Origin of the sequence: Alcaligenes sp. MMA, assembly GCF_020907215.1 — a bacterium.
In the GTDB taxonomy this organism is placed as follows: domain Bacteria; phylum Pseudomonadota; class Gammaproteobacteria; order Burkholderiales; family Burkholderiaceae_B; genus Alcaligenes; species Alcaligenes aquatilis.
Genome location: NZ_JAJJPP010000003.1, coordinates 673939 through 687520, shown reverse-complemented (window position 1 = coordinate 687520; position 13582 = coordinate 673939). Strand labels below are relative to the sequence as shown.

The 13582-nt window shown below is 56.6% G+C and carries 14 protein-coding genes; 4 read left to right on the top strand and 10 right to left on the bottom strand.

Features of this window, described 5'->3' with window-relative positions; all coding sequences use genetic code 11:
- The first annotated feature begins 147 nt into the window (after positions 1-147).
- The gene (locus LNA76_RS15670; RefSeq protein ID WP_230019469.1) at positions 148-2787 is read left to right on the top strand and encodes a cation:proton antiporter; all 2640 of its coding nucleotides are present in this window, start codon (positions 148-150) and stop codon (positions 2785-2787) included.
- A 235-nt stretch (positions 2788-3022) separates the two neighbouring features.
- Complete coding sequence (locus LNA76_RS15665) at positions 3023-3721, top strand: HAD family hydrolase (protein WP_199827847.1); 699 nt, start codon at positions 3023-3025, stop codon at positions 3719-3721.
- A gap of 22 nt (positions 3722-3743) precedes the next feature.
- On the opposite strand, the gene LNA76_RS15660 is transcribed toward LNA76_RS15665, so the two are convergent.
- The 5 genes from LNA76_RS15660 to LNA76_RS15640 form a co-directional block, all read right to left on the bottom strand.
- A complete protein-coding gene (locus tag LNA76_RS15660) occupies positions 3744-4523 on the bottom strand; it encodes an AraC family transcriptional regulator (RefSeq protein ID WP_121739896.1) in 780 nt (259 codons plus the stop codon).
- A 185-nt stretch (positions 4524-4708) separates the two neighbouring features.
- Positions 4709-5602: a heme o synthase gene (cyoE, locus tag LNA76_RS15655; protein WP_230019412.1), complete on the bottom strand. Its 894-nt coding sequence runs from the start codon at positions 5600-5602 to the stop codon at positions 4709-4711.
- Positions 5541-6614 carry a COX15/CtaA family protein gene (locus tag LNA76_RS15650; RefSeq protein ID WP_094198064.1) on the bottom strand — a complete coding sequence of 358 codons (1074 nt, stop codon included), beginning with the start codon at positions 6612-6614 and terminating at the stop codon, positions 5541-5543. Before LNA76_RS15650 ends, cyoE begins: the two co-directional genes overlap by 62 nt.
- A gap of 4 nt (positions 6615-6618) precedes the next feature.
- Entirely contained in the window at positions 6619-7212 is a 594-nt protein-coding gene (locus LNA76_RS15645) for an SCO family protein (protein WP_230019468.1), read from the bottom strand.
- Positions 7213-7249: 37 nt separating this feature from the next.
- Positions 7250-8032, bottom strand: a complete 783-nt coding sequence (locus LNA76_RS15640; protein WP_108728370.1) for an SURF1 family protein — start codon at positions 8030-8032, stop codon at positions 7250-7252.
- 28 nt (positions 8033-8060) lie between these two features.
- On the opposite strand from LNA76_RS15640, the gene LNA76_RS15635 reads away from it, so the two are divergent.
- The gene (locus LNA76_RS15635; RefSeq protein WP_042485541.1) at positions 8061-8267 is read left to right on the top strand and encodes a twin transmembrane helix small protein; all 207 of its coding nucleotides are present in this window, start codon (positions 8061-8063) and stop codon (positions 8265-8267) included.
- 44 nt (positions 8268-8311) lie between these two features.
- On the opposite strand, the gene LNA76_RS15630 is transcribed toward LNA76_RS15635, so the two are convergent.
- The 5 genes from LNA76_RS15630 to coxB form a co-directional block, all read right to left on the bottom strand.
- On the bottom strand, positions 8312-9187 hold the full coding sequence (locus tag LNA76_RS15630) for a cytochrome c oxidase subunit 3 (protein ID WP_094198061.1): 876 nt from the start codon (positions 9185-9187) through the stop codon (positions 8312-8314).
- A gap of 50 nt (positions 9188-9237) precedes the next feature.
- Entirely contained in the window at positions 9238-9462 is a 225-nt protein-coding gene (locus LNA76_RS15625; protein WP_094198060.1) for a DUF2970 domain-containing protein, read from the bottom strand.
- A gap of 1 nt (position 9463) precedes the next feature.
- Positions 9464-9577, bottom strand: a complete 114-nt coding sequence (locus LNA76_RS15620) for a cytochrome oxidase small assembly protein (RefSeq protein WP_219003578.1) — start codon at positions 9575-9577, stop codon at positions 9464-9466.
- Positions 9578-9593: 16 nt separating this feature from the next.
- A complete protein-coding gene (ctaD, locus tag LNA76_RS15615; protein ID WP_094198059.1) occupies positions 9594-11201 on the bottom strand; it encodes a cytochrome c oxidase subunit I in 1608 nt (535 codons plus the stop codon).
- A 75-nt stretch (positions 11202-11276) separates the two neighbouring features.
- Positions 11277-12437 carry a cytochrome c oxidase subunit II gene (gene coxB / locus LNA76_RS15610; RefSeq protein ID WP_094198058.1) on the bottom strand — a complete coding sequence of 387 codons (1161 nt, stop codon included), beginning with the start codon at positions 12435-12437 and terminating at the stop codon, positions 11277-11279.
- A gap of 275 nt (positions 12438-12712) precedes the next feature.
- Here coxB and LNA76_RS15605 point away from each other — a divergent pair, with 275 nt between their 5' ends.
- Positions 12713-13540, top strand: coding sequence for an NUDIX hydrolase (locus tag LNA76_RS15605; RefSeq protein WP_094198057.1), 828 nt, complete (start codon positions 12713-12715; stop codon positions 13538-13540).
- Positions 13541-13582: the final 42 nt, after the last annotated feature.

Here is a 13582-nt window from a genome sequence, read left to right as displayed (position 1 = left end):
ATAGTTCGGTGGCTGTGATGCGGGGAAAAGGCGCTATTCTGCCTTATGCGGAAAGCGGGGGGATTTTCCGTGTCGATCTGGCCTGTCCACGCCTGAATGCGTAGGTACATGCCGGTAGACTCAATGCCGATGACAAAGGATGTCGCGATGCAGATTGGGCAGTTTGTGTTTGGGTTGGCAGGCCTGTTGGGGCTGGTTGCCTTTATGCCGCCTTTGGCGGGACGCTTGCGACTGCCGTACTCCGTACTCTTGGCTCTGATCGGCTTTGCGCTGGGCATCCTGTTGCATCTGCATGCCTGGGCACCCAAGATGGTGTCGGACTTTCTGAGCACCCTGCAAGCCTTCGACATCTCCTCCGAGACATTCCTCTACGCCTTCCTGCCTATCTTGCTGTTCGAGACTTCGCTGGCCATGAACCTGCGTAGGTTGCTCGATGATATAGGCGCCATCTTGATGATGGCCATTGTGGCCGTGGTGGTCTGTACCTTTGCCGTGGGTTATGCCCTGAACGTGGCCTCTTCCTATGGGCTGGTGGTCTGTTTGATGCTGGGCGCCATTGTGGCCACCACAGACCCAGTCGCTGTGGTGGGTATCTTCCGTGAAGTGGGTGCGCCTAAACGTCTGTCCACGCTGGTCGAGGGCGAGGCCCTGTTCAATGACGCAGCCTCGATTGCCTTGTACTCGGTGCTGCTGGCGGTGTTGACCGGCGGTGGCGAATTAAGTGGCAGCACCGTGCTGGGCAGTTTCCTGTTCAGCTTCTTGGGCGGTGGTGTTGCGGGTTTCCTGATGGGGCGTCTGGCCAGTGGCCTGTTCGTGCTGTTACGAGGCTGGCCCGCAGCGGAAGTGACGCTGACCATTGCCTTGGCATATCTGGCCTTTTTTGTGTCCGAGCACTATCTGGGTGTATCTGGTGTGGTTGCCACGGTCATCTCCGGTTTGGTGGTGGGCTCCACAGGCCGCACCCGCATGTCGCCCGCGACCTTCGAACTCTTGAGCAGCTCCTGGTCCCAGATGGGCTTTCTGGCCAATTCCTTGATCTTCTTGTTTGCTGCCATGTTGATTCCGCGCCTGATGGCTGAAATCACCTGGATGCAGATCGGCCTGGTCGCCTTGCTGTTTGTGGTGACCTTGCTGGCACGGGCTGTCATGGTGTTTGCCGTGTTGCCCTTGCTGGGGCGCACCCGCTTTGGGACCCGAGTCAGTCGTCCCTATCGGGTGGTGATTCTGTGGGGTGGGCTGCGTGGTGCTGTCTCCTTGGCGTTGGCCTTGGCCGTCACCGAGCAACACGCTATCCCGCATGATGTGCGCCAGTTCATCGGCGTGGCCACGACGGGCTTTGTGTTGCTGACTTTGTTTGTGAACGGGATCAGTCTGCGGCCTTTGATTCGTCGTTTGGGTCTGAACCAACTGACTCCTCTGGAGCGCCATTTGCGCGATCAGGCGGTGAGTCTGGCCCTGGAAGAGCTGCGCGACAAGACCGAGGAACTGGGTCGGCAAGAGCAAATCAAGCCACAAGTTATTGAGCGCCTGTGTACCGTTTTTGAGGTCAGTCAGGCCGGTGTGGCGTCGGGTCAGATCCAAAGCCTGACCGAGGCGCAGAAAGTGAAAATGGGCATGGCGATTCTATCGGCCCGTGAAGTGGAGCTGTTTTACGAGCAGTTGAAATCGCAGATTGTGGACTGGAAAACAGCCGAGTCCTTGTTAAGCCGGGCCGAGCGCATGAACGATACGGTGCGTCAGGCGGGTTTGGCTGGTTTTGAGGCCGCCATTGCATCAGACCTGCGTTACTCCCGAGGGTTTCGTTATGCGTTGCGCTTGCATTATCTATTTGGCCGGCAAGGCTGGCTGGTCCGGGAACTGGACAAGCGTTTCTCGAACCTGATCGCCAAGCGGTCAGTGGCCCAGCGTTTGATACAGTTTGCCCAAACGGAGCTGGCTCCCTTATTGGGGCAGCAGGCCACCGGTACGATTGTGCAGGCCCATAAATTGCGTCTGTCGCAACTGGAAGATGCCTTGCATTCCTTGACGCTGCAATACCCTGTGTTTGCACAATGGTTGCAGGAATCCTATCTGGCACGAGTGGCGGCGGCACAAGAGCGAGCCCACTATCGCACCATGCTGTCGCACTCTCTGATTACCAGCGAGATGTACGCGGATCTGGTCAAACAGATCACGCAACGCTGGCGCTATCTGGAGGAGCGTCCCACTCTGGACATGACCATGAGTGCCATGGAGTTGATTGCCCAGGTGCCCATGTTCGATGGCATTTCCGAGCAGGCCAAAAAAGAACTGGCGCGACGTTTGCGCCCGCGTCTGGCTCTGCCGGACCAGAAGATTCATCTGCGCTACGGCGGCATGCGCGTCATGTTCTTTGTGGCTTCCGGAGCACTGGAGCTGACCTTGCCCGATGGCAGTCTGGTCGAATTGGGAACAGGGCAGACGATTGGCGAGGTGAATGTCGTCGAGCATAGCGACCATGCGGGCGAAGTCCGCTCTCTGGGCTATAGCCGCCTGCTGATGCTAACCGAGCGCGACTTCGACTCCTTGCGTGGCAAAGATCCTATCTTCAGTGAAAAGATCGAGGCAGTCGTGCGTCAACGCCAGCGAGCCTACCAAGTCTGGCAAGAGTTCGAGTCCGGCCAACGCCAGCACGAAGCACTGCCACCGCTATTCGGTTTGGCGCATGCTTTGAGTGAGGCGGAGAGTTTCGTGGGGCCTTTGCAGCCTAGTGGGGATATCCCTGTTGTAACCGAAGCGACGAAGTCCGGTAGCAATCCACGTGAATAAGATCTTGATGGTGGAGTGAGGCCAAGGATTGGCGATCAAAGTGGGGCTGGCTGGTGCTCGACCAACTTTGTCGTATCAGGCGTATTCCGTGGCTACTACGAGATAGGCAACAGTCACTTAGTCACCGTAGACTCGTGTTGACGTTGAATCGTCAGAGTAAAGAGCTTGTTACTTTGCGCACTTTCTTGGCTACGTGCCCGTGTTTACAGAGTGTGCATGATGCTTTCCATTGACTATGACTGCCAACACTCAACCCGTGAAGAAAGACAGTATTTTGATACTTGATATCGACGGTACGTTGACCGATTCGATTGCCATGCATCAGGAAGCCTTGCTCGGAGCCATGCAAACACTGATGTTGGAACATTTGAATACCGACTGGGGCAGCTATCCCCATCACACTGATACCGGGATTTTTGCCCATGCAATGAAAGAGCATGGGCGAACAGGGATCTCGCCAGATCAGATGGCGAGTTTTGAGAGGGATTTGGGTTCCAGGTTTTCGGTCCTGCTTGCTGAGCGCGGTTTGCGTGAAATTACTGGTGCCCGAACATTCGTAAAGGCTATGGAGACGACACGCTGGGGCGTAGTGTTCGCCACGGGAGGTATCCGGTCAGTGAGCCGACAAAAACTTCATGCTGTTGCGATTGATTTTGTGGAGGAAGCGTTGCTTACCTCGTCCGAGCATGCTGCACGTGATGATCTCGTCAAGGCTGCGCGAGTCCGTGCAATGCATCTCTATGATATGGACAAGCCTCGGGCCGTCGTGTCTGTAGGAGATGGTTTGTGGGACATGCGGGTCGCGAGTGCGCTTGGTTTGGGGTTCGTTGGTATTGGCAGTCCTGATTCAGCATCAGGTCGTGCCTTGCGTACTCAAGGAGCCACTGTCCTTGATGATCTGGGTGATGTCATACGATGTCTGGAGTCGTCGTAAGCATGACGGTCTCAGGGCGTTATCAATAGCGCGCAAGATATTGGCTTGGCGTGATGCCGGTGACCTTGCGAAACATCAGGGAAAAGGCGCTGGGTGTGTCGTATCCGACATCCCCTGCCACTTTGGTAATAGGCATTCCTGCGGTTAAAAGAGGAATCGCCGCCAGTAAACGCATTTGTTGACGCCAATCTCGGAAAGACAAGCCAAACTCTGCCTGGAAAAGTCTGGTAAGTGTCCGACTGGACGCTCCCACAATGTGTGCCCAATCTTGAAGGCTCCTGTCGTCAGCTGGAGTTTTATGCACGCTATCAAAGATTCGTTTGAGTCTCGGGTCTCGAGGACGTGACACTGATAATGGCCGACGTTCCTTCCAGTCTATTTCTAGCAAGATGAGCTGAATTATCCGCTCGTCGCGTCCTCCCAATTCGTACTCTAGCGGCATCTCAATTGCACGGCTGATTAGTTCTCGTAGTAGTGCAGAGACTCGAATGATTGTCGGCTGCTTCGGGGACCCTAAAGCACAACGTGTCGTGTCGATATAAAGGGTCTGGAGCGAGACATTCCCTCGCATGCGTGTTTCATGAGTCGTTTCAGCCGGAATCCAGAGCGCTTGCTGAGACGGAACAACCCAGAGTGTGTCGTGCGTCTGCACTTCCATGACACCAGCAGAGGCATACAGAAACTGTGCACGTGGATGACTATGTGCAGTGCTTATATATCCGTCAGGATATTCTTTGCCCATCGCACCAATAAAGCGGGGAATGTCTTGGTAGTCAGTGTGGTATGAGCTCTTTTGTCTCATAAACTCCCTCGATTCATGTAACCACACCGATTGTTTTGTTGGTACGCAGCTATCGGTATTTTGATGAGCGTGCGTGCTTCTTAAAGCATGGAATAGTGAGCAGCGAACCGCCTGAGTTGCTGAGTGTGCCTTAAAGGTACTCAGCAGGGAAGGTGGCCGCTATTTTCTCACTCTGTCGATAGAACTCAGATCAAGCGCACCCAGTGATCCACTAGCAGCGCCCCAAACAGAACCGCCAGATAAATAATGGAGAAGCGGAACAGCTTACGGGACAGTTCATCGCTGTAGTGGCGGTGTAGTTGATGGGCGTATTGAATGAAACGGGCGCCCAGCAAAAGGGCGGTAACCAGGTACAGAGGGCCGCTCATGCGGATGATAAAGGGCAGCAGGCTGGAGGCCATCAGGATGTAGCTGTAGAGCAGCACATGCAGCGTCGTAAATGTTTTGCCATGGGTGACGGGCAGCATGGGCAGGCCGGCGCGCTGGTAGTCGTGTTGACGGTAGAGCGCCAAGGCCCAGAAGTGCGGGGGCGTCCAGATAAAGATAATCAGCACCAGCAGCCAGGCTTCTGCCGGTACAGCGTTGGCGATGGCGGCCCAGCCCAAAGCAGGCGGCATGGCACCGGACAAACCACCGATCACGATGTTTTGTGGGGTCAGGGGTTTGAGGATCACGGTATAGATCACCGCGTAACCAATGAAGGTGGCCAGGGTCAGCCACATGGTCAGCGGATTGACCCAGTAGTACAGCACCAGCATGCCTATGCCGCCCAGCAAACCGGACATGGCCAGCACTTGGGGTGGGGTAATGGTGCCGCGTGCCGTACCGCGTCGGGCGGTGCGCAGCATGCGGGCATCAATCTGGCTTTCGATCAGGCAATTGATGGCAAAGGCGGCAGCCGCCAGCATCCATATGCCTAGCGTGCCTGCGACCACCGTACCCGGATCGGGCAGGCCGGGAGCAGCCAGAAACATGCCGATTACGGCACAGAAAACAGCCAGTTGGGTGACTCGTGGTTTAGTCAGTACCAGATACTGGCGCAGGAGCGAGGCGGGAGCCAGGGTAGCGGTGTTTGTCATACTGTATTCCTTGGGGGACAGTCGACTTGCGGGAAAGCCGTACCAACAGGGTGACGCAGCATAAAACGAGACCGGCAGCTCCCCCATTATGCAGGACGGCAATCAAAAGAGGCCACTGGAAAAAGATCGTGGTTAACCCCGTGATGAGCTGGGCCAACAGCAACAAAAGGACTAATGTTGCCGGGCGACGCAGTACGGGATCGGCGCGCAGTTTCCACGCGACTGAACCCAAAATCAGAAACACCAGAAAGGCCATATTTCTATGAACCCAGTGAATGGCGGTCAGTGCAGCCTGGGAAATCATCTCGCCAGAAGGCAGCTCGCCCAGCGCGCGAAACAGCGAAAACCCGCCATGCAAATCCATCTCGGGTATCCATTGGCCGTGGCATTGCGGAAAGTCCATGCAGGCCAGCGCCGCATAGTTGGTGCTGACCCATCCACCCAGGCCGATCTGAATCGTTAGCAGAATAAAGGCGCCAATCAGCCAAGGTCGCCAGCGGCGGGTGACAGGAGAGACCGGCGGGCCAGGGTTCTCGCGTACGGCCAGCCAGGTCATCAAGGCCAGTACGCTCATGCCGCCCAGCAAGTGGGTGGTGACGATAATAGGCATCAATTTGTGGGTAACGGTCCAGGCACCAAAGGCTCCTTGCACGCAGACGGCCAGCAAGGTGAACAGGGCCAGCCGAGCCGAATGGCCCAAGGTGTGACGATGCCGCCAGGCCATCCAGACGATGGCAATAATCAACATGCCCAAGGCCGCGCCCACATAGCGGTGAATCATTTCAATCCAGGCCTTGCCCCAACTGACTGGGCCATAAGGCATGGCTTGATAGGCTTGCTCGATATGTGCGCTCGCGCCTAGCGGCGAGAGTTTGCCATAGCAACCGGGCCAGTCTGGGCAGCCCAGGCCCGAATCTGTCAGACGGACAAAAGCGCCGAACATGATCAGGTCCAAGGTCAGGAACCAGGTCAGGTAGACCAGTTTGCGGTAGCGTTGGCGGATATCGGCCATAAACTTATCCGATGCGTGAGTTGTTCAGCAGTTTGCGTATGTCGGTGCGAACTTTGATAGGGTCGGCATCACCGGGGAAAACCATCATTAAATTGCCATTGGGGTCGATGATCCACATGCCATTTTTGACAGCTTGTTCGGCAGCACTGCTGTCGGTTCCAGGGGCTAGAAACTCGGCCAACTGGCCCGGATCGGCGCGCAGCATATGAGTGCCTAGATAGGCTTCCAGAATTTGTTCCGAAGGCTGGCCTTGGTCCGTCACAAACCAGACGCGGGCGAGTCGGTCTACATTCTTACCCTGGCTGGCATGGGAGTTGCGCAGGATAAACAGCTTGCGTACGCAGCTTTCGGGGCAGGCGCTCTCGTCGGCACTGACCAGTACCCAGCGGCCCCGCAGGGACTGCAGATCAAAGGCCTCGCCTTGCAGGGTTTGCAAGGGTAGGGTGGCAGGTGTCGGTACGCTGCGTTGAGGCTGAATCAACTGGCCGTAGGCATTGCTCTCGTCTGGCCGCAGTCCCAGTGATGGCATGTAGTAGGCAGCCAGTGCAAACAGCACGGGTGCCAGACTGATCGCCAGCAGCAGATACAGCGGAGTCATGGAACGCGGGCGGGCAGGGGTTTGAGTCGTGTCCACGTCAGGTTTTCCTTGTAGGGGCAAAGTTGGGTCTGGAGCGTCGTAGCCATTTCCACGCTACACCGATCCAGGCACACAGGGCAATCAGGGCAAAACCGAACCATTGCAGGGCATAGCCCCGGTTCTTTTCAAAGTCGATATTCGGGTCGGGCCAGTTGGTTTGCAACTGCGAGGCGGGGGCGGTCTGGGCCAGCACACGGGGCAGTACAGGCAGATCAATGCGGCTGCGCAGATCTTCCAGGGCCAGGTTCTGCACCACAGGGGGCGTACCAGAAGGGCTGGGCAAGTGCTCGGGCAAGGGACTGCTGCCTAGTTCAAACAGACGCGGCACGCGTTCCAGCAATTCACCGGAGATGGTCTCGGAGCCGGACGGTGCGTCCGGTACGCTAGGCGCCTGTCCCGGTACGCGAGCCAGCCAACCTCGGAGTACGAGCAGGCTGGAGCCTGCCAGATCACCTTCGTCTAGCACAAAAGGAGTCGCAATCCAGTAGCCCGGCTTACCTTTGAAATTGCGATTATCCAGGAGTACAGTTAACTCACTGCGCCAGGAGCCGTGCACGGCGACAGACTGCCACAAGGCACCTTTATCCAGGCTGGCCTGGGAATCAATATGAAGGGGAGCTTGTTGGCGGCCTTGTTCAATTTGTTGTGCCAGGCTTTGACGTTCCTGTGCGCGGCTCAGTTGCCAACGCCCCAGGCTAATGAACAGCAGCATCAGCAAACCCAGACAAACCAGGGCAAGCAGGGGTCGAGTCGAAGAAGAACGAGAATTGTTGCTGGACATCCATTCAACCTGAAGCGGGGGAGACGTAATGCGTGTGCTAGTTCTGATCGTGTTTCTGGGGATTATTGTGTCGCTGGGTTCGGCCCTGGTGTATTTGATGCGGGACCGGGGTAACTCCAATCGCATGGCCTATGCCTTGACCTGGCGAGTGGGCTTGTCCGTGGCCCTGTTCCTGTTTGTGTTGCTGGCCCATTATCTGGGTTGGATTGAAAGCACCGGCGTGCCCTTGGCCTGAGGTAAAAACCCAGGCCCGAAGAAATGGGCCTGGGGCATGAATCACTAGAACCAGTAGACGTACAGATACAAGCCCAACCACACCACATCTACAAAGTGCCAATACCAGGCGGCACCTTCAAAACCAAAGTGGTGCTCGGCGGTAAAGTGACCGCGCATCAACCGTATCAGCATCACCGTTAGCATGGTGGCACCGATAATCACGTGAAAGCCGTGAAAACCCGTCAGCATATAGAACAAGGCCCCATAGGCGCCGGAGGTGAACTTCAGGTTCAGTTCGGCGTAGGCGTGCAGGTACTCGTAGGCCTGGCAGGCCACAAAGGCAAAGCCCAGTGCGACCGTCATGAACAGCCAGAAGATTGCGCTGCTACGCTTGCTGGCGCGCAGTGCATGGTGAGCGATGGTCAGGGTAACGCCCGAGGTCAGCAGCAAAGCCGTGTTGATCGTTGGCAGCCATAGCGGGCCAACTGTCTGGAACGGAGCGATCGTGCCCGCTGGCCCCTGATTGGGCCATGTCCCGGTAAAGTCCGGCCAGAGCAGGGCGCGGTGATCCAGATCGCTTAACAGCGGTGTGGAAATTTCGCGGGTATACCAGAGCGCCCCGAAAAAGGCGGCAAAAAACATGACTTCGGAAAAGATGAACCAGGACATGCTCCAGCGATAGGAGATGTCTACGCGTGTGCTGTTCAGGCCCGTTTCGGATTCACGCACGGCGTCGCTGAACCAGAAGAACAGGACCAGCAGGAAGCTGAGAATCCCGACCAGGAACACCCAGAAACCGCCCGGCCAGTTATTGATCCAGGTTGCCGCACCCAGCAGCGTCAGACATAGGGAAAGGCTGGCGCGTACCGGGTGTCCCGACAAGCCGGGGACGTAGTAATACGGCGCCTTGGATGGGTGAGCCGTAGTCTCGACATGCATAGTGTTCTCCTTCGGGTCATGTGCCCTGGGGCACAGTATCCGGCCAGGGTTCAGCCGGCCTGACCAATGAACCAGCGGGCCACCATAATCAGGCCCACAACGAAAACAACCGTGGCGATCAAGGCGGCAATAATCAGATAGACCGGATTGATCTTGGCAATGTCCTGTTCATGGTCGCTGCCACGACGGACTCCAAAAAAACCCCAGGCAATGGCTTTCAATGTCTGGAAAAAACTGAGCTTGCGCCGTGTGAGGTCCCGAAAATCGTCATCCATATCACTGTCCTAGAAATTGACTGCCTTTTAGAAAGGTCCAGGCCATGATGGCAATGACGAACACGGCCAGGAGCAATCCCAGACGGCGGTTGCGACGGCGTTGTTCGGGGGTCATGGGCGTTCCTCCAGTGTTACTTGACGACAGGGGGGACTTCAAAGGTGTGATGCGGGGCGGGCGAGGGCACCGTCCATTCCAGACCTTCTGCGCCTTCCCAGGGCTTGGCACTGGCCACTTCCCCTTTACCGCGAGCGGCCTGGATCACGATGTAGATCAATAGCAGTTGCGATAGGCCAAACCAGAAGGCGCCAATGGTGGCAATCTGGTGGAAATCCGTGAACTGACCGGCGTAGTCCACATAGCGGCGTGGCATGCCTGCCAGACCCAGAAAGTGCATGGGGAAGAAGGTCACGTTGAACGAGATCATGGTGGACCAGAAGTGGATCTTGCCCAGACGTTCGTTGTACATGCGGCCTGTCCACTTGGGCAGCCAGTAGTAGGCACCGCCAAACAGGGCAAAGAGCGATCCGGCTACCAGCACATAGTGGAAATGAGCCACCACGTAATAGGTGTCGTGAACCGCAATATCAATGGGGGCTACGGCCAGGATCAGGCCGGTAAAGCCGCCAATCGTGAACACGAAGATAAAGCCGATGGAAAACAGCATGGGCGTTTCAAAAGACAGCGAACCGCGCCACATGGTGGCCACCCAGTTAAAGATTTTCACCCCGGTCGGAATGGAAATCAGCATGGTGGCGTACATGAAATACAACTGCCCGGTTACTGGCATGCCGGTGGTGAACATGTGGTGCGCCCACACCAGGAAGGACAGAATTGCAATGGCGGCGGTTGCATACACCATGGAGGCATAGCCAAACAGGGCCTTGCGCGAGAAGGCCGGCACGATGGCCGACACAATCCCGAAGGCCGGCAAGATCATGATGTAGACCTCGGGGTGACCAAAGAACCAGAAAATGTGCTGGTACAGAACCGGATCGCCACCACCGGCTGCGTTAAAGAAGTGGGTGCCAAAGTGGCGGTCGGTCAGCAGCATGGTCACGGCAGCGGCCAGCACAGGCATGACCGCAATCAACAGGTACGCGGTAATCAGCCAGGTCCAGCAAAACAGCGGCATTTTCATCAGCGTCATGCCAGGGGCGCGCATGTTCAATACCGTCACCACAATATTGATGGCTCCCATGATGGAGGACGCGCCCAGAATGTGAACCGCAAAAATCGTGAAGTCCATGCCGGGGCCCATCTGCAAGGACAGCGGTGCATACATGGTCCAGCCACCGGCAGGTGCGCCGCCCGGCACAAAGAAAGATGCGGTAAACAGAATCGCGCCTACGGGCAGCAGCCAGAAGCTGAAGTTGTTCATGCGGGCAAAGGCCATGTCCGAGGCACCGATTTGCAACGGAATCATCCAGTTGGCAAAGCCCACAAAGGCCGGCATGATCGCGCCGAAAATCATGATCAGGCCATGCATGGTGGTGAACTGGTTAAACAGCTCGGGCCGGAAAAATTGCAAGCCCGGCTGGAACAGTTCAGTACGCAGCAGCAAGGCCAGCACGCCGCCCTCCAGCAACATCACAAAGGAGAAGATCAGGTACATGGTCCCGATGTCTTTGTGATTGGTGGCGAACAGCCAGCGACGCCAGCCGCTAGGGGTGGCATGGGCATGATGGTGATCATCATGTCCGCTCGGGTTCGCTACATGGTCGACGGTGACGCTACTCATGCTTGACTCCTTGCTGCACTCCCCCTGGCCGTAGTCAGGGATGGATTGATAGTGTGATAGGCGGTGCGCGCAGAATTAGCGCTGTTGCTGGACATCGGCGGGCATCACGACAGGATCAGGCCCTTTGCCCGCGTTGCCCCAGGCATTGCGTGTGTAGGTAATGACCGCTGCAATCTGAACGTCGTTAAGTTGATTGCGGAAGGCGGCCATCGCGGTGCCAGGGTGACCGTTTAACACCGTGTCAATCTGGCCTTTTTTGGGGGCAAGGACAAACTTCGTATCGCCATCCAGAGCGGGGAAGGTGCCGGGCATGCCTTTACCGTTGGCCTGGTGGCAAGCCACGCAGTTTTGCGCAAAGATCTGTTGGCCGCGCTCGATCAACTCGTCTTTTGTCCACTCTTTATTGGGATCGTCGGCCTGGGCAGTCATCAAGTCGTTCTGCTCTTTGGCCCACGTGTCGTAGTCGTCTTGCTCCATCACTTGCACCACAATGGGCATGTAGGCATGGTCCTTGCCGCACAGCTCGGCACATTGGCCACGGTAGGTGCCGACCTTATCCGCACGGAACCAGGTATCGCGCAAAAAACCAGGGATGGCATCTTGCTTGACGCCAAACTCGGGCACCATCCAGGAGTGGATGACATCCTCGGCTGTGAGCATGACGCGCACTTTCTTGTTGACCGGCACGACCAGTGGCTTGTCCACTTCCATCAGATAGTTGGGGCCAATGGGTTCGCGACCTTCAATCTGGGCGCGGGGGGTGGACAGGTTGGACAGGTATTTCACGCCCGTGGCTGGGCCGTCCAGATACTCGTAGCCCCATTTCCACTGATAACCCGTGACCTTGACGGTCAGATCGGCGCTGCTGGTGTCCTTCATGGCCACTACCGTTTTGGTGGCAGGCAGCGCCATGCCGATCACGATCAGAAAAGGGATGATGGTCCAGGCTACTTCCACCCCCAGGTGCTCGTGAAAGCGCGCGGCAATCGCACCCTTGGACTTGCGATGCCGGATGATGGAATAGAACATCACACCGAACACGCCAATAAAGATGATGGTACAGATGATCAGCATCATCCAATGCAGCCAGGCAATGTCCTGGGCGATGGGGGTAACCCCGTTATGCAAATTGAGCTGATTGACACGGGGGCCACCTTCCATATTGGTGACCTGAGCCAAGCTAGGCCCTGCCGTCGAACAGGCGGTCAGAGCAAATAAACTTCTCCACATCTTCATTGTTGTCCCTCTTTTGGTGTTGCCATGCCAAACCGGGGTTCGGCTGCGTCAACGCTCCGAAAAATCCAACGCTGGAAGAAACTGCTGTGTTGCAGTGGCGGGCTTGTGGCAGCTAAGTGCTGGTCCGCTCGAAGTTTTTAATTGCTTATTTGTTCACGGAAATTATATAGAACTTGCTTTAGCCTTCAAGGGCAGGGTATGTCCCTAGACGACAAGGTTGGACTAAACGCTACAAAAGCCGTAACGGAGCAAGGCTTGAATTACAATCGCCGACTATGACTTTGTTCCAGAACCGATCACTTACTCAGGCCTTGCGTCAGCGCATGGCCAGCCTGACCAGTCAGCTGCAACAATTGCCCCCGCCGGGCAGCCGTCCTGTCACTGTTGATGGGCGCGTGGCCGGATGGATCACCCCCAAGGCCGCTCGTTGTATTGAGCCCTTGCCCGGGGTCTCGATTGAAGAAGATGTCTTGCGTCTGAGCGATTGCCCCAGCCAGGAACTGAGCTTGGCTCAGGTCCTGGATCAGGTCGCCTTGCGTTTGCAGGAAGGCGGTTGCATCCGGGCCTGGCGTGACGAGTTGTTGGACGTGGTCGGAGAGGGGCAATGTTTGTCCCGCATTGAACGTGGTGCAGTGCGGCCCTTGGGTTTTCTGACGCAAGCGGTGCATTTGAATGGTTGGTCCACAGACGGCCGAATCTGGGCTGCGCGTCGTTCGCCTACCAAATCGACAGACCCGAATATGTGGGACACGCTGGTCGGGGGATTGGCGGTCAGCGGTGAATCGTTGCAGACCTCCCTCATACGCGAAAGTTATGAAGAAGCAGGTTTGGCCGAGTCCGTGCTGGTCAATTGCACCCCTTTGCGCGTGTCCTTGCGCATGCATCGTCGCCTGCCGGAAGGCTATCAGGTGGAGAACGCCCTGGTTAGCGATTGCGTGCTGGCTGACGATGTGCGGCCCCGCAATATGGACGGCGAGGTTAGTGAGTTTCGCTTATTGACGCTGGATGAAGCCTGGCAAATGATAGAAGCAGATTTGTTCACCTTGGAAGCGCAAGTGGTGCTGATCGACAGCATCAAGCAGCATCTGGACAAGCTGGCCTGAACCTGGGCATTACCGGGCAGGCACCAACCTGATGGGAGCGAC